This is a genomic window from Psychromonas sp. CD1, assembly GCF_002239585.1.
Taxonomy (GTDB): domain Bacteria; phylum Pseudomonadota; class Gammaproteobacteria; order Enterobacterales; family Psychromonadaceae; genus Psychromonas.
Genome location: NZ_NDFH01000003.1, coordinates 103,619 through 121,470, shown reverse-complemented (window position 1 = coordinate 121,470; position 17,852 = coordinate 103,619). Strand labels below are relative to the sequence as shown.

Here is a 17,852-nt window from a genome sequence, read left to right as displayed (position 1 = left end):
TACCCGTATTCTATATGTATCTTCTTACATACATATTGAAACTCAGCATTCGTTTATAAGATCAAAGTCCGTAGATCTGCTAAATAATTATTAATGGCGGTAATAAAACGAGCACCATCGGCCCCATCTATAACACGGTGATCATAAGATAATGCTAATGGCACCATCAAACGCGGTTTAAATTCATTACCATTCCAAACAGGTTTAATGGCTGATTTAGAAACACCTAAAATAGCGACTTCAGGTGCATTGACGATCGGTGTAAATTGTGTACCACCAATACCGCCTAAACTGGAGATAGTCATACTACCACCCTGCATATCTTTAACCGTTAACTTACCCGCTCTTGCTTTTTTAGAGATTTCGCCTAATTCACGAGAAATCTCATAGATACCTTTATTAAGAACATCTTGCACAACAGGAACCACTAAGCCTTTTGGTGTATCTACCGCAATACCAATATTGAAATATTTTTTTAATATAATATTTTCGCCATCGGTAGAGAGTGTTGAATTAAAATTAGGATATTGTTGTAATGCTTTAGCCACAGCCTTCATCATAAAGACAAGCGGACTAATTTTAAGCCCAAGATCTTGCTTTACTGCAATCGCATTTTGCTCTTTACGAAATACTTCTAACTCTGTGATATCCGCTTCATCAAATTGCGTTACATGTGGAATAGTAACCCAATTACGATGTAGTGTTGGACCCGAGATTTTCTGGATACGAGATAGTGGTATTATTTCCACTTCGCCAAATTTAGAATAATCAACATTAGCATACGCTAATACTTGTAGACCGTTACCCGTTCCACCACTCTTAGCAATTTGTAGCTGACGCTTGACATAATTTTGAACGTCTTCTTTAGTGATACGACCTTTACGGCCCGTCGCACCAATACCCGAAAGTTCTAAATCCAACTCACGAGCAAGACGACGAACTGATGGAGACGCTTTAATTTCGCCCCCTATTTTTTCTTCAACTGGCACAACAACTTCAACGTTAGGCGCAACAACAGACGCCTCTTTAACCGGAGACTCAGAGACAACCGACTTACCACTTGCTTGTACTTCAAGCATGAATAATAAAGTGCCTTCAGAGACTTTATCTCCCAACACAATTTTAATTTCTTTTACTATACCTGCAAAAGGTGCTGGCACATCCATTGACGCTTTATCACCTTCAACCGATAAAATATCTTGTTCGGCTTCAATACTATCACCAACAGAAACTAATATTTCAGTGACTTCAACTTCATCCCCACCAATATCCGGCAAACAAATTTCAACTATTTCTACACTTGATACGGTTGTATCAATTTTAGTTTCCTCGGAAACACTGGTGTCAGTTAATGTATTTTCGCTTGCAACGTCAATAATAAGCACTAATTGACCTTCTGAAACACTATCACCTACACTCATTTTAATTTCAACAACTTTACCCGCAAATGCAGCAGGGACATCCATTGACGCTTTATCACCTTCTAGAGATATAACATCTTGATCTTCTTCGACCATATCGCCAACCGACACTAATATTTCAGTAACATCAGCAGCATCAGAGCCAATATCAGGGAGTAAAAATTCTTTTAATTCAGACATAATAGTTTTCCTAAAAACACGCTAATACTCAAGTTAAGGTTAGTCGAATATGTATTAATATCCGCAATTTTTTACATTTACATTTACATTAATCATATTAACGACAAACTTAACTTTAAGTATTTTCAAGATGGTTATGCAAATAAAGGATTAATTTTATTTGTATCAATATTAAACTTAGCAATCGCTTCTGTTACAACAGATGCTTTGATTTCACCTCGTTTAGCAAGTTCTGAAAGTGCAGCAACCACAACGTAGCTGGCATTAACTTCAAAATGCATACGTAAATTAGCACGGCTATCAGAACGTCCAAATCCATCGGTACCCAACACTTTATAAGTACTTGACGGAATGTATGCACGCACTTGCTCTGCATAATTTTTCATATAATCGGTAGTCGCAATTGTTGCTTCGTTACCGAGTACTTGCGTGATATAAGGTATTAGTGCATTTTCTTCAGGATGCAACATATTCTTACGTTCAATGTCTTGCCCTTCACGAGTCAACTCATTAAAAGAGGTGACAGAGAAAATATCCGAAGCAATATTATATTCTTTACTTAGTATTTTCGCCGCAGTACGCACTTCATTCATAATAGAGCCGGAGCTTAATAACTGTACTTTAACCGTTCCAGCATGAGACTCTAATTTATAAATACCTTTCCGAATACCTTCCTCTACACCTTCTGGCATCGCTGGCATCGCATAGTTTTCATTCATTACAGTGATATAATAAAATACATTTTCTTGCTTTTCACCGTACATTCTTGCAATACCATCTTGTACGATAACCGCTAACTCATAAGCAAAAGTAGGATCATAACTAATACAGTTAGGAATAGTATTTGCCTGAATATGGCTGTGTCCATCTTCGTGTTGTAACCCTTCACCATTTAGTGTTGTACGACCCGCAGTTGCGCCTAATAAGAAGCCACGCGCTTGCTGATCGCCAGCAAGCCAAGCCATATCGCCAATACGTTGAAAACCAAACATTGAATAATAAATATAAAAGGGGATCATCGGCAAATCATTGGTACTGTATGATGTCGCAGCAGCTACCCATGACGACATTGAACCGAGTTCATTAATACCTTCTTGTAAGACTTGTCCTGATGTGGTTTCTTTATAATATGAAACAACACCACGATCCTCTGGAGTATATTTTTGCCCATGAGGGTTATAAATACCCACTTGGCGAAAGAGGCCTTCCATGCCAAAAGTACGTGCTTCATCCGCAATAATTGGCACGATGTTTTTACCAATGTTTTTATCTTTAAGTAGCGTATTTAATATACGAACATAAGCCATTGTGGTTGAAATTTCACGTTTTTGTTCACCGAGTAGAGGTGCAAATTTATCTAATTCTGGCACCACTAATTTTTCAGTGAAATTCTTTAACCGTTTAGGTGTATAACCTTCAAGCTCCGCACGCCGTGCATGTAGATAAGTATGCTCAGCGCTACCTTCTTCTAATGTTAAATAAGGAAGTGTCGCAACCTTTTCATCGTTCAAAATATCTTGTAAACCTAAACGATCGCGCAAGCTTAGTAGCGTCTCATGCTTCATTTTTTTCACACCATGAGCAATGTTTTTCCCCTCAGCTGCTTCTCCCATGCCATAACCTTTAACTGTTTTAGCAAGAATAACTGTAGGTTTTCCTTTGGTGTCTTGTGCATTTTTAAACGCCGCATATAATTTGGAGACATCATGTCCACCACGCTTAAGAGAAAAAACTTCATCATCACTCATATGCGCAACAAGGGCTGCTGTCTCAGGATATTTACCAAAGAAATGCTCGCGTACATACGCACCATCTTTTGATTTAAACGTTTGATAATCTCCATCAATCGTTTCATTCATTAATTGTAATAATTTACCCGAGGTATCTTTCGCCAATAGAGCATCCCAATTACTGCCCCATATCACTTTAACAACATTCCAACCCGCGCCGGTGAATAAACCCTCTAATTCTTGGATAATACTCCCGTTACCAATAACCGGCCCATCTAAACGTTGCAAGTTACAATTAATAAGAAAACATAAGTTATCTAGTTTTTCACGTGATGCAAACGATAATGAACCTCTTGATTCAGGTTCATCCATTTCACCATCACCCAAGAAAGCATAAACACGCTGCGCACTGGTTTTTTTTAGACCTCGCCCGTCTAAGTATTTTAAGAAACGTGCTTGATAGATAGCAGAAATAGGACCTAGGCCCATCGATACCGTAGGAAACTGCCAAAATTCAGGCAATAATTTAGGGTGTGGGTAAGATGGCAAACCCTCACCACCAACCTCCTGACGAAAATTATCTAATTGGGATGCACTTAAACGGCCTTCAACAAATGCTCGAGCATAAATTCCGGGAGAAATATGCCCTTGATAATAAACTAAATCACCACCATCAATGGCATTTGATGCTCGGAAAAAATGATTAAAACATACTTCATAAAAAGCAGCTGCTGATTGATAAGAGGCCATATGCCCACCTAAATCAAGCTCTTTTTTTGAGGCGCGCATCACAATCATGATAGCATTCCAACGAATAATCGCGCGGATGCGTTGCTCAAGTTTAATGTCGCCAGGATACATAGGTTCCTGACTAAGGGCGATAGTATTGATATAATTAGTATTAATACCCTTTGATAAATTAACACCTTCTGAACGTGCTTTTTCAATTACTTTTTCAAGTATAAATTGTGCACGCTCAGAGCCTTCATCTTCAAGGATCGTCGCTAATGCGTCAAGCCATTCTGAAGTTTCTTGGGCGTCAATATCACTGTTTAAAATGTCACTCATGACACATTCCTTCTCTATTACTGAAAATCTTAATCCGAAGACTAAGTGGGTGGTTTAGTAATTATTTCGATTATTCACTACACGCATTAACATGTAATAAGTAATCGAAATGACTACTTTTTATCTAAATGTAATAACCCTAACTCGCCCTTCTCTTCTAACATAAGCGAACGTGTTTTTTCTATGTATATTAAATGTTGTGCTGATGCATTTTGCGCATCCAATGGGCGCTTAGATAATATAGCATCTAATAATTGTACTCTATGATGATGAATTTTATTGGCCACTTCAGGAAATCGATATAACTGTTTGATATTATCTGAAATGTTTTTTTCCAATAAGGGTTTAATCCCTCTCGCTAAATGTAAAAAAACAACATTATGCGAAGCCTCAATAACCGAGATATGAAAACGAATAACCTGACGAATTTCTAATTCTAGAACATTGTTCTTTTGCGCAGATTCAATCGCATCAAAGCAATCTTTAATTTTACTTAAATCTTCACTACTACCACGTAGCGCAGCAAAATAAGCGGAGATGCCTTCCAATGCATAACGAAACTCCAGTAAATCATATTGCGACCTAGGATTTGAATTCAACAATTCAAACAAAGGATCTGCTAATTTCTCATGTAAATGCATTTGCACATAGGTGCCACCACCTTGCCGACGCATAAGAAGCCCTTTGCATTCCAGTCGTTGAATTGCTTCGCGCAAAGAAGGGCGAGAAACAGAAAACTGTTTAGCGAGTTCACGCTCAGGAAGCAACTTTTCACCCAAAACTAACGTACCATCTAAAATCATAGTTTCGATGCGATCTTCTATAACATCAGCTAATTTAGGCTTCTTAATTTTTGGATAAGCCATAACAACCTTTTTACTCTTTGCAAAATGGTCGGACCAATTTACTTGTAACGGGTAAATTAACAACTCCCTAAAAAACCAAAGAAAGTTTCACCCATTTTACAAGCCTAAATTAGCGATTATAAATTAATTTGCATAATTAACCTTGTAAAAGCTGTAATACACTTTTAGTGCTCGCATTTGCTTGAGCAAGCATAGCAGTACCTGCTTGTTGCAAAATTTGAGATTTACTCAATTTCGATGTTTCCGCAGCAAAATCAGCATCTTGAATACGAGAGTTTGATGCAGATAAATTTTGCGATACATTTTCTAAATTAGAAATAGTGGAACCTAATCGATTTTGAATTGCTCCTAATCCCGCACGAGATTCAGATATTTTTGACAATGCAATATCGATACGACCCAGACTCTGTGACGCTTTTTTAGACGTTGTCACACTTAACCCCAACTCTGTAACTGCGGTGCCTCCAACATCATTTATGCCTAATTTTGCAAGTGCTAACGTTTTATCCGCTTCCGTTCCAGCACTACTAGAAATAACAATATCACTACCATCTTTAGCCGTTAATATTAATTTTCCAACAGGTTGACTCGCACTCGCTGTTACACCGGTTTTATCGGTTAATTTATTAATTGCAGCCATTTTATCTTCAATAGTACTCGCACTTGAATCTATTAATTCAACACCATTAATACTGATCCGGTCCGTCTCTAACAGTGCGCCGGTACTAGGTGCATCGGTTAATACTGAGCTTCCATTTGTGATCATAAAGCCAAACTTTTTAGTGTCAGTATTATCTCCGATTGTGCCCTTACTACCAACTCCAATTTCAATAGGACCGCCATCTTGGCTGGTTAAACCTAAGTAACCTTCAAAAGTCGCAGCCTCTAAACCAGAATTTGCAACATTACCGCCCACAGTGATAGCAAATCCAGTATCATTATTTAAAATTAAGCGCCCATCTTTCCCGACACTTGCCGTCACGCCTTTGACATCACGATTGATAGTTTCTGCTAAATTATCCATTGAAGATGTGGCACCCAACATAATATTTGCACCATCACCTACTTGAATACTTAACCCATTTGTAATACCCGTTACCGTTATACCATCAAAGGCTTTGCCTTCAACCACATTATAACCTTTTGCGGTAACTCCGGTTACTGCGGTTTGAATATTGATAGCTTGTCATCTGGAGTTTGAATTCACTGATCGCTGAAGCCATATCTAAATCTTCTAAATTAGATAATGTTTTTTTATTACTCAATTGAAAATCTACTGTCGATTCGTGTTGATTTTCAATTGTTCTTCGTCTCGCACCAACTGAAGTCACCACGGTAGAAATATTTCCCATTGCATTGTCAATTTGATGACGCACCGTATCTAAACGCATTTCTCGTTGCGCTGTTGGCCCATCAGCATCTCCAGGAATACGTAATGTATCAATGGCATCTTGTATTGTAGAAAAAATATCTTTAGTGCCACTTTGTCTTAGTGAAAAGGAATCGAACTCATTCACCTCACCTTTTAATTTTGTTTTTATACCGTTGAATTCAATGGATTGCCCTTCTTTATAAGTTGTCGGCTCAATATATTTTGTGATCTTATATTGATCTCCATTGTTTGGCATACCAGATATTTCTATTGAAATTCCATTAATGGTTATTTCTTGATGTGCATTATTGTTAGCATTATATATATTAGGCAAAGATGATTGGTTATTGATGCGAACTTCAAATTCACCAGGTACTAATGTTGCCACAAAATCAATGTCTACATCACTCCCCGCATCAGGATAAACGCTATTAGGGTTAACACTCGCAATATTTACATCGGTCAGATCTACTTTAGATATTTTGATTGAAGCATCACCCGTTACATTTTCTTTAGCTGTGCTGTAAACCGAGTATTTTTCAGTACCCTTCGGGATTGAATCACTAATTGAAATCGTATAATCTAGGCCTTGAAATTTATCTGCAACTTTTGTATCAATAATAGATGCAACATCTAAGACTCCCGATCCTGAATTATGATTATTGGCTTCGGCCACAAAACTACCATTACCTTCTGGTATTTGCATAAAAATGGCAGAGCCCGGATCCCCACCCTGAATAGCAACCCCAGAGCCGATTTGATAAGAGCGATTACCATCATCACCATGATATTCAACCGTGCCAAATTCATTTTTTTGAAACGGTTCAATATCCACTTCAAAACCAGAGAATATATACTGACTATTGCCATCTTTAGTATTTGCAACCCCAACTAGCTCTTCACGTAAATGTTCTAGCTCTGTAGCTATCGCTTCACGCCCCTCTTCATTGTAAGTTTCGTTACCCGATGTCACCATTAATTCGCGGGTACGTTGTAAAATATTAGTGGTTTGTGCTAATGAAATAGATTCTAATGCATTAGCAGTTTCTGCCATTCCTCCATTTTTTACATACTGATCTGCAACCGACACATCTTGCTTTAAACGCTGAATAGTCGCAATCGCAACCGCATCATCCGATGCATTGATAACTCTTTTTTGAGTGGCTAAATGAATATTTTTTTCACTCAATTGAGTTTGATGGGTAAGCATGTTTTTTGTATTACGCTGGAAAAAAACTTGGCTAGAAATACGCATACTTACCTCTCTTGAAAATGAACATATTACCTACCTACCATTAAGCAATATTTAGACCAACTTTACACCAATATTTATCTAACGGCTCGTAAGATCGTATCGAAAAGCTCACCTGCTACAGATATAACACGCGCAGCCGCGCTGTAATGTTGCTGAAACTTCAATAAATTTGCAGCTTCTTCATCCATATTTACCCCACTCACATTTTCAACTCGCTCGAAAGATTGTTGCTGTAAAATAGTTGCAGCTTGCATTGATACGTCTGCATTTGAAGTTTTAGCTCCAATCTCAGATATCATGCCACTATAAACATCTTGAAACGTCGCTTTATTGTTATTCATGATTTTTTGACTCTGCAATGCAGCCATTTTCATTACATTACTATTATCACCATCACCCGTTTCATTATAATTTAAGGTGAATTGATCTCCCACAATAGGCGCGCCTTGATACATTTCAACTTCAATACCTGCGACATCAAAAATTACTTTTCCACTTAATAAGTCAGGTGTCACCGTTAACCCCGTTAATAAATCCCCCGCAACTTTAGGGGGCACATAATTATTCGCAGAGCCTGAAGGTAAACTAACTACATTGCCATCTTTATTGACAATGTCATAAGTCAAAACTCCACCGGTATTTGCAGTGATAACAATAGAAAGAGGACTATCTTTTTTCATATAAAGTGGATCTAAAGGATCGTTCAACACACTCACTCGTAAACGTGCATCGCCTTGATTACCTTTCTTTTCTTGTGCTTTTATTTCCGCACTTGCGGCTGCTATTTTTTTAGGATCTTTATGTAGTAATGTTGCTTCTTGAGCGCCTAACCGCGTGGGACGCAGACTAAACTTTTTGCCGACTTGTGGAGGATCATTTGCAATAATGGCATCAATACCTAAACTAAGCCCTGTATTAGGCAAGTCCACACGATGCGTTTTAGATAAATCAGCAATTGAGACAACCTGTGAATCGCCCGTTCTATTATTAGTCAATGTAAAGGATATTGTTTCTGTTGACGTCGCACTTGCTACTTGGTAATTATCAACGACTAAAGTATATTCATCTGGCGATAACAGGCTTAAATCATCAATACGTAAACTTAATTGAGCTGAGCCTAAATCATCATTGTGTGCCAGCACTCTGTTTTTCATACTCTGCGCAGAATTAATATTATTAAAGATGTCGGCGCCAATTTTCCCTTCTAATGTTTGACCTTCTTTTTGCTGTTCATTAATGGAATGAGTTAACCCGATGACATTTTGTCCTAATTGATCAAAGGCTTTTTCTATCTCATTATTTCTAACCTCAAATAAAGCAGATACTTTCCCACCCATACGCTCCCCGTCTAAGGTCACTAAATGACCACGTACATTCATGGCCAATTCTTGCCGAGAGGGGTCAGGGTCGCCATTAACCGAAATAATATCTAATGAAGTGCTACCCATTACGATAGCTTGTCCACTTCCAACATAAACGTTGACCATACCATTTTTTACTGGCACGACAGAGATATCCACTACTTCACTTAACTTAGCAATCGCTTGGTTACGCTGATCTAATAAATCATTCGCCCGACTATCTGTACTGCTGCCTAATACATCAGAAATTTGTGAATTTAATTGTGCAACGTTGGTAGCTAAGGTCGTTAATGTTTTGGCTGAATTCGTGATTTCATTGTTGACATTTGTATATTGAATTTCAAGATTGTCATACAATCTATGATACTGATTAATCATATTACCGGAAGATTCTAAAAAAACTTGACGAGATTCTAACATGTTTGGATGATCAGCAACGCCATTTAAGGAGTTAAAAACATTTAAAACTGGCTTTGTTACTGAAGTGCTACTATCTGAAAGTAACGCATCCATTTGACTCATTTTCGTAAAAACCTCTTTACTATACGCAAGTTGTGATGTGTTCATTATATTTTCAGTAAAAGCAAAACGATCATAAGCGCGTTCAATACTACTTACTACCGCGCCACGCCCTATAAAATTTGTACCGTAACGATCAGCTCCTCCAGTGACTACTTCAACACTTTGGCGTGAATAACCTTTAGTATTGATATTGGCAATATTATGCCCTGTCGTCGCAATACTTGCTTGCGACGCAGTGATCCCCGACAAGCCAATTTGTAGTAAATCTGCCATTAGTTTTTATCTCCTTTTAAGATCTCTTTAAAGGACTCACTTTGCATAATATCTTTCACTTTTTGTGCATAAGAGGGATCTGTTGCGTACCCTGCTTGTTGTAATTGTTCAATATATGAATTGGCATTCGTCCCTTGTGCTAATGCACCTTGGTAACGCTTACTCTGTCCAATAAACTGCGCATAATCATTAAAACTTTGTGCAATATTGTCATAACTTCGAAAGTTATAACTTCGTTTTACCGCAATACCATTTTCTATTTCTATACTTTCTTTCGCCACTCGGTCACCTGACCAATTTGCACTTGCTTTTATATTAAATAAATTAAAACTACTTTTATTATGCTTACCATTAATAATTTTTTTTCCCCACCCTGTTTCTAACGCAGACTGAGCAATTAAAACCTCTGGCGCAATACCTAATACTTTTGCTGCTTTTTTTGCATAAGGTAATAAGGTACTAATAAATGATTTCTTATCTTTAAACTCGAATACCGTCATTTTCGCATCTAATTGTGGCGTTCTATCTGCTATATTTAACTTCATATTCGTATTTTTATTATTGATATTTAAAAAGACAGCTTTATTATGCAAAGAATATGAACGTTGTTCATGCTGATTAGGCATTTGTAATTCATCAAGGGGAACGGATTGTTTAGATGAAACAGATGAAGTCGAATCTAACTGACGAACAAGTGAGTCAGCAAGGCCAAGAGCACCATGGCGACTAATATTAAGCGCCAATTGTTTATCTTGCATATCTGTATAGAACTTGGTTTGTTGACTATTAAATGGACTGTCCGATTCAAAAGCCTCATTGGCTTTACGCATTGATTTTATTAGCATCGAAGCAAACATCGCTTCAAATTGATTCGCAACATCACGGATAGCACCTTTATCATTATTCAGCGCCTTCTTACGTAATTGATCCAGTCCTTGTAAATCAAAATAATTACTTGCTGGTGTTATCCTATTATCCGACATAATTCGCCCTGTTATTACCTTTAAAACGTCCCCGAATATATTAAGTAGTTAAGCAAAAATAATGCCACAATTGATTTTATAATTTTCTTTATTAATAAAATAACTCACGTAATATGCACCCTTACATCACAATTAAGGAATTTTTATGCTAAATCCCATCGTCCTCGCAGTATGTATAATGCTGGGACTGTCATTAATGCGTGTTAATGTTGTCGTATCATTAACCTTAAGTGCTCTCATTGGTGGTTTAAGTTCAGGTCTTTCTCTCAACGATACCGTGACCGCTTTTGAAGGTGGTTTAGGAGGCGGGGCAACCATCGCTCTAAGTTATGCAATGCTCGGTGCATTTGCAGTTGCCATCTCAAAATCTGGTATAACCGATTTATTAGCGCAGTCACTGATAAAACGTATTCACGGTCAAGACTCTAAAAAGCTTTCGAATACAATTAAATATTCAGTGCTAATACTCATAATGCTTATGGCGATTGCATCTCAAAATGTTATTCCTGTACATATTGCTTTTATTCCTATTTTAATTCCGCCTCTACTTTCTGTTTTTAGTAAATTCCGTATAGATAGACGTTTAGTCGCCTGTATTTTAACCTTCGGTTTAATCACGCCTTATATGGTGTTACCTATCGGTTTTGGTGGTATTTTTTTACATAACATTTTACTTAAGAACTTAGCGGAAAACGGCTTACACGTCACTGCAAGCCAAGTTCCTCAAGCAATGATTTTACCCGCGTTAGGTATGGTAACAGGCCTACTTATTGCCGTTTTTTTTAGCTACAGAAAGCCCAGAGACTATTCGACCGATGTTATTCTCCAAAGTAATCAAAATGATGCAAAATCAAAACCGGTCAACAAACGCCATCTCATTGTTGCTTGCGTTGCAATTTTAGCAACTTTGAGCACACAGATTTATTCGGGATCGATGATTATTGGCGCATTAGCCGGTTTTATCGTTTTTACATTCGGAGGTGTAATTGCTTGGAAAGAAACCAATGACGTATTCACCCAAGGTGTACATATGATGGCGATGATAGGCTTTATTATGATTGCAGCTGCAGGTTTCGCCGCCGTAATGAAAGCAACCGGAGGGGTAGAGAGTCTCGTGCAAGTTCTTTCAACTACTATTGGAGACAATAAAGCGGTGGCCGCTTTATTAATGCTAGTGATTGGACTATTAGTGACGATGGGTATTGGCTCTTCTTTTTCAACAATACCTATTCTGGCCACTATTTATGTACCTTTGGCTCTTGCTTTTGGATTCTCTCCCATGGCAACGATTGCATTAGTAGGTACAGCAGCAGCTCTTGGCGATGCTGGCTCCCCCGCCTCAGACTCAACTTTAGGCCCTACATCTGGATTAAATATTGATGGACAGCATGACCATATTTGGGACTCCGTAGTGCCCACTTTCCTACATTATAATTTACCTCTGATTGTCTTTGGCTGGATAGCCGCAATGACCCTATAAAACCAAAAAAGGCAAGTCTCGATGACTTGCCTTTAATATGACCTTCACACGTAATGATGTTAAATAATAATCAACTCACCTTGTAAAGCTCCCGCTTGTTTTAATGCCTCTAAGATTGCCATCAAATCGCCAGGTGCGAGCCCCACTTCATTTACGGCGCGAACTAAATCATTCAAACTAACCCCCGTATCAAAAGTGAACATGCGACTATCTTCATTAGTAATAGTGATTGTACTATTATTTGTAACTTGAGTTTTCCCTCCTGCAAAGGCATTTGGCTGATCCACCGTTTTATTTTCACTGATGGTGACACTTATTCCACCATGCGTAATAGCCGTCGGCAATAATTTGACATCTTGACCAATAACAATGGTACCGGTACGTGAATTAACAATCACTTTTGCAGCTCCTCTTGCCGGTTCAAACTCAAGATTCTCTAACGTTGATAAATAAGAAACACGTTGTGATATATTACGCGGAGCGAGTACTTGCACAGAAGTTGCGTCCAACATGGTTGCAGTATTGGCGCCGACTAAGTTATTAATCGTATCCGCCATTCTTTTAGCAGTCGTAAAATCAGACTCATATAAATTAAAGGTAATGGTGTCACCTTGAGAAAAAGGCGATATAACTTCTTTTTCTACCATCGCGCCATTGGCAATACGACCCACCGTCGGTGTGTTAATCATTACTTTTGAACCATCTGCGCCCTCTGCACCTAGGCCACCAACGACCACACTACCTTGTGCAATCGCATAAATCTTTCCATCAACCCCTTTTAAAAAGGTTTGTAATAGCTCTCCACCTCGCAGGCTTTTAGCCTCACCAATGGCAGAAACAGTAATGTCAATTTTTTGACCTCGTTTAGCAAAGGCTTTTAATTCTGCGGTGACAGCCACAGGAGCAACATTTTTTATTTTTAACTTTTCTCCGATGGGAATATTAACGCCGAAATTACGCAACATCGTCGAAAAGGCTTGTTCGGTAAACTTACTACTTTTTTCTCCAGTACCAGGTAACCCCACAACTAAGCCGTAACCCACTAATTGGTTACTACGAACGCCTTGTATACTCGCAATATCTTTAATGCGGGCACTGTAACTTGTACTTGCAAATAGCAGTAATATGAATGCAATACTCGTATGCGTCAAAAATTTCATATGATTTCCTTAAATTTGTTACAACAGTCAATAGAGGCTTTCATCGACTTATCTATCATTATTTCGATATGTTTTAAAATCCCCCTTAAACATGTCTATGCAGGATCTCTTTACATTGTTTATCATTAGCCAAGCACACATTTTATAGATAATAACTTTATTATTGATATCTTGTTTACACTAAAACTCTAGATATTGATGCGCAACAACACTATTTATCTCTTTGTATAAGCTATTTTTATCATTCATTTTACGAATACAATAACATTTGAAACTTGAACGCGAGTATGAAATAAAACATCATAAGCGCATTACCCTGAAAACCGAACGCGACATTACATTTATAATTGCTGACTAACATAAGAGAGCATTTCGTCAACTGCAGAGATAACTTTTGAGTTCATTTCATAAATACGCTGACTTTCAATTAAATTAACTAGCTCTTCGGTAACATTTACATTCGATGTTTCCAACATCCCTTGCCGTAAAAAACCTAACCCATCCCCACCAGGAACTCCCTGTAGCGGAGCACCACTTGATCCCGTTTCAGTGTATAAATTTTCACCCATAGGCTCAAGCCCAGAGGGATTAACAAAACCATTGACATTAATTTGTCCAACCACCTGATTTTCAATTTGCCCAGCTAGACGAACAGACACTTCCCCTTCAGAGCCTACACTAATAGACAGCGCATCATTCGGAATTTGAATTTGTGGCATTAAAGCATAACCAGAGCCTGGCGTTACTATAATACCGTCTTCATTCAACTGAAATTGCCCATTCCGCGTATAACCTGAGCTGCCATCTGGCATTTCTATTTCAAAAAAACCATTACCATCAATCATAATATCTAAAGAGTTTTTAGTCGTTAGTACATTACCTTGTGAAAAGTTTTTTTGTATCGCCGCGACTTTAGCTCCAGCTCCAATCATTAACCCCGACGGTAATTTCGTGTTTTGAGTTGCATTTGCTCCTGGTTGATTAATATTTTGATAAAGCAAATCTTCAAAAATAGCTCGGCTTTTTTTAAAGCCAATAGTACTTGCATTAGCAAGGTTATTTGAAATAGTCGCAACATTTGTTTGCTGAGCATCAAGCCCAGTTTTACTTATCCATAATGCAGGATGCATATACTCACTCCTTAATACATTAAAATAATCAAGTTATACAATACGTAATAATGACTCTGAAGCTTTATCCATCTCTTCTGCTTTTTTCATCATTTTAATTTGCATCTCGAATTGTCTTTGTAAACTAATTAAACTGGTTAATTCACTGCTCATATTCACATTTGAAGCCTCTAGCGCTCCACTTTGTATTAAAACAGTGGCATCTGTTTTCGGATCTACACCATCAATACGCCGATATAGGCCATCTTCTCCACGTAAAATATCTCTAATGTTAGGGTTTACTAATTTTATTTGTGCTATTTCTTCCATTGCATCGGCTGGTGCCCCTGCCGGCCGAATTTCGACTACGCCATCTTGACGAATATTAAATTTTTCAACAGGTAGCGGTATAAAAATAGGTGCACCCTTTTGGTTTAACACCTGATTACCTACCGTATCAATAAGAAATCCCTGTTGATTAATATTTAATCCTCCCGCACGCGTCATAGCTTGACCACCGAGTTTAGAGTCCACTACAAACCAACCTGAGCCTTTAATTGAAATATCCAAATCTCTCTGAGTCATTTGTAATATCCCACTTTCAAAGTTTTGCCCGGGCTCTTCTGCTAACGAAAAAACACGCGTTGGCAATCCCTCTCCATAAGCTTGCATACTACGCGCTTGCTCAAAGCTAGATTTAAATCCAGTCTTGTTTGCATTTGCCATGTTATTCGCATGAATAGCTAAGGCATTCATATTCTCTTTCGCACCAGACATGGAGATATAAAGCAGGCGATCCATATTGATTCCTTAATCGATTAAAATCGAAATATAATATTCGTTTAAAATAAATTCTTCATTAATTAAGTAATAAATATAACAATCAAAAAAACGCACCTAAAAAAAGGTGCGTCTAAAATAAAAACATCACAATAAATTAACGAATCTGCAGTATTGTTTGTTGCAATGTATTATTAACTTCTAATGCTCGTGAGTTTGCTTGGAAGTTACGTTGTGCTGTGATCAAATCTACCAACTCCGTGGTTAAATTTACATTAGATTGTTCTAAAGCAGCAGAATTAACCGCACCAAAAGAGCCTGAATTAGCTTCTCCTGCAAGCGGTTCACCTGAATTTTGTGTCGCTATCCATGATGAGCCAGTTTGAGTCAAACCTTGCTCATTACGAAATCGAACAATAGCCACTCTAGATAATGGTTGCGAAGTACCATTACTATATGTCGCCTTCACCAGCCCATCTTTACCTATTTCAACACCGGTTAAGCGACCTACCGTTAATCCATTTTGTTCTAATGAGGTAACCTCAAATGCAGAAGAGAACTGTGTGGGCTCCATATACGTTAACGTGAAACGTTGTGCACCATCCGCACCAGGTGACAAAACACCAGCACCATCACCACCAGCTGCAGAGCTAGGGTCATCGACACCTAATGATTGGAACGTTAAGACAACCGGCGAACTACCTTTATATGCGCCCACCGAATCAAATTTCAAAACGGCACCTGTATGAGTGTTACCATCTTTATCGACATAAGAGGCGGCTTGTGGCGTACCATCTGCAACACCATCGTTATCTGCATCGATATCATAAGTTCCGGCAACCTGCCCTGTACCACCCGCTTCATCCCATACATCGACCGCTTTACCATCAACGGTAACAAATGTTACCCATTGATTCTCTCCTGTATAAGATGCATTTTCAGGTTTAACATAATAGGTGGTCGTAATATGCGACTCACCTAAAGAATCATAAATAGTAACTGAAGTCGCATTGTTATACGTGTCGGGATCATCAGGATCAAATTTTGTAGGATCCATCGCTTTATCTCCCGCAGGTAAATTTAACGTAATATTTATTTCTGATGTCGATATTGGCGTACCCGCCGTTTCTGGAATTTGTATCGGCTTTGTTGTGCTTAAACTTACCGATGAAGATGTACCATCTTCATTAACAGGAAAAGCCTGTAAATAATTCCCACTATTATCGACAACAAAATTATCACTATTTAATTTAAAAGTACCTGAACGTGTATAGCTTAATTCTCGCTCTTCAAGGTTACTTGCTGTCGCAAAGAAACCACTACCTGTAATAGCCAAATCAAGTGGATTTTGCGTAAACTTTAAACTTCCTTGATGAAACTGTTGCGCGACAGCCGCCGTAGAAACACCATCACCCACTTTGGTTTTACTATTGGTAAATAAGGAACTAGCGTAAACACTTTCAAATTCAGCTCGAGATTCTTTAAACCCCACAGTATTCACGTTGGCAATATTATTCGCCGTTGAATCTAAGTCCGTTTGTGCAGCGGCTATTCCACTTAATGCAATATTAAAAGACATAATATTTTCCTCTTATTTATTTTCTGCAACTTCAATTGCATCTACAAGTTTAATTCCAGACAATCCTTTTAAATTTAAACTAATACCTGCTTTACCCCCTCCAAGGCTTACACTCTCTACATGAGCATACACCGTAGAAACTAAGTCCTCACCTTTACCATTAACCATTCCATGCGCTTTAAAGGTATATTTCCCCTGTACAACACGTTTGCCTTGACTGTTTAAACCATCCCAAGTAAAACGCTGATTTCCAGTCTCTACATCACCTAAGTTAAGGGTTTTCATAACAGCTCCACTTTTATCGACAACGTCGACCATTACAGCGTAGGCACCAGATTTAATATTTAATGAGCCCGATAATTCTTTGTTTTCCATTAAATATCCAGTATTACTATGAATCAATACTTTTTTACCCACTAAAGAAGAAGCTTCTAATGCTTGGCTTGAACTCAGTACATTTTTTATACCCGCAAATTCATTACCCATTTTAGTGATGCCTTCAGCTGTCGTAAAAGATGCCATTTGCGAAATCATTTCAGAGTTATCTACCGGTTTAAAGGGGTCTTGGTAAGCAAGTTGTTGGGACAATAGAGCAAAAAAATCTTCTTGCTCGAGCACTTGCTTTTTATCCACCTCTTTATTTGCGGCCACTTGCTCTGCAGTTAAAGGTTTATTCAACTTTAATAAACTATTAGTATTAATTGTACTCATCA

At 38.1% G+C, this 17,852-nt stretch carries 13 protein-coding genes; 1 reads left to right on the top strand and 12 read right to left on the bottom strand.

Annotation, left to right across the window (positions count from 1 at the left end; genetic code table 11):
* Nucleotides 1-53: 53 nt before the first annotated feature.
* The 7 genes from aceF to flgJ form a co-directional block, all read right to left on the bottom strand.
* Entirely contained in the window at nt 54-1,601 is a 1,548-nt protein-coding gene (gene aceF / locus B8W84_RS01950) for a dihydrolipoyllysine-residue acetyltransferase (protein ID WP_094751659.1), read from the bottom strand.
* Nucleotides 1,602-1,735: 134 nt separating this feature from the next.
* Nucleotides 1,736-4,399: a pyruvate dehydrogenase (acetyl-transferring), homodimeric type gene (gene aceE / locus B8W84_RS01945; RefSeq protein ID WP_094751658.1), complete on the bottom strand. Its 2,664-nt coding sequence runs from the start codon at nt 4,397-4,399 to the stop codon at nt 1,736-1,738.
* A 113-nt stretch (nt 4,400-4,512) separates the two neighbouring features.
* Nucleotides 4,513-5,265 (bottom strand): pyruvate dehydrogenase complex transcriptional repressor PdhR, encoded by a 753-nt coding sequence (pdhR, locus tag B8W84_RS01940; RefSeq protein WP_094751657.1) that lies wholly within the window; start codon nt 5,263-5,265, stop codon nt 4,513-4,515.
* Nucleotides 5,266-5,401: 136 nt separating this feature from the next.
* Nucleotides 5,402-6,397, bottom strand: a complete 996-nt coding sequence (locus B8W84_RS01935) for a flagellin (RefSeq protein ID WP_257797883.1) — start codon at nt 6,395-6,397, stop codon at nt 5,402-5,404.
* A gap of 1 nt (nt 6,398) precedes the next feature.
* The gene (gene flgL / locus B8W84_RS01930; protein ID WP_094751656.1) at nt 6,399-7,892 is read right to left on the bottom strand and encodes a flagellar hook-associated protein FlgL; all 1,494 of its coding nucleotides are present in this window, start codon (nt 7,890-7,892) and stop codon (nt 6,399-6,401) included.
* A 74-nt stretch (nt 7,893-7,966) separates the two neighbouring features.
* Nucleotides 7,967-10,048, bottom strand: coding sequence for a flagellar hook-associated protein FlgK (gene flgK / locus B8W84_RS01925; protein WP_094751655.1), 2,082 nt, complete (start codon nt 10,046-10,048; stop codon nt 7,967-7,969).
* A complete protein-coding gene (gene flgJ / locus B8W84_RS01920) occupies nt 10,048-11,031 on the bottom strand; it encodes a flagellar assembly peptidoglycan hydrolase FlgJ (protein ID WP_094751654.1) in 984 nt (327 codons plus the stop codon). Before flgJ ends, flgK begins: the two co-directional genes overlap by 1 nt.
* 145 nt (nt 11,032-11,176) lie before the next feature.
* Between flgJ and B8W84_RS01915 the strand changes: the two genes are divergently transcribed.
* A complete protein-coding gene (locus B8W84_RS01915; protein ID WP_094751653.1) occupies nt 11,177-12,511 on the top strand; it encodes a Na+/H+ antiporter family protein in 1,335 nt (444 codons plus the stop codon).
* A gap of 59 nt (nt 12,512-12,570) precedes the next feature.
* On the opposite strand, the gene B8W84_RS01910 is transcribed toward B8W84_RS01915, so the two are convergent.
* The 5 genes from B8W84_RS01910 to B8W84_RS01890 all read right to left on the bottom strand — a co-directional run bounded on the left by B8W84_RS01910 (nt 12,571) and on the right by B8W84_RS01890 (nt 17,850).
* Nucleotides 12,571-13,671, bottom strand: coding sequence for a flagellar basal body P-ring protein FlgI (locus B8W84_RS01910; RefSeq protein ID WP_094751652.1), 1,101 nt, complete (start codon nt 13,669-13,671; stop codon nt 12,571-12,573).
* A gap of 341 nt (nt 13,672-14,012) precedes the next feature.
* Entirely contained in the window at nt 14,013-14,801 is a 789-nt protein-coding gene (flgG, locus tag B8W84_RS01905; protein WP_094751651.1) for a flagellar basal-body rod protein FlgG, read from the bottom strand.
* Nucleotides 14,802-14,834: 33 nt separating this feature from the next.
* Nucleotides 14,835-15,581: a flagellar basal body rod protein FlgF gene (locus B8W84_RS01900; protein WP_094751650.1), complete on the bottom strand. Its 747-nt coding sequence runs from the start codon at nt 15,579-15,581 to the stop codon at nt 14,835-14,837.
* Nucleotides 15,582-15,717: 136 nt separating this feature from the next.
* A complete protein-coding gene (gene flgE / locus B8W84_RS01895; RefSeq protein WP_094751649.1) occupies nt 15,718-17,139 on the bottom strand; it encodes a flagellar hook protein FlgE in 1,422 nt (473 codons plus the stop codon).
* 12 nt (nt 17,140-17,151) lie between these two features.
* Complete coding sequence (locus B8W84_RS01890; RefSeq protein WP_094751648.1) at nt 17,152-17,850, bottom strand: flagellar hook assembly protein FlgD; 699 nt, start codon at nt 17,848-17,850, stop codon at nt 17,152-17,154.
* Between the last annotated feature and the right edge of the window lie 2 nt (nt 17,851-17,852).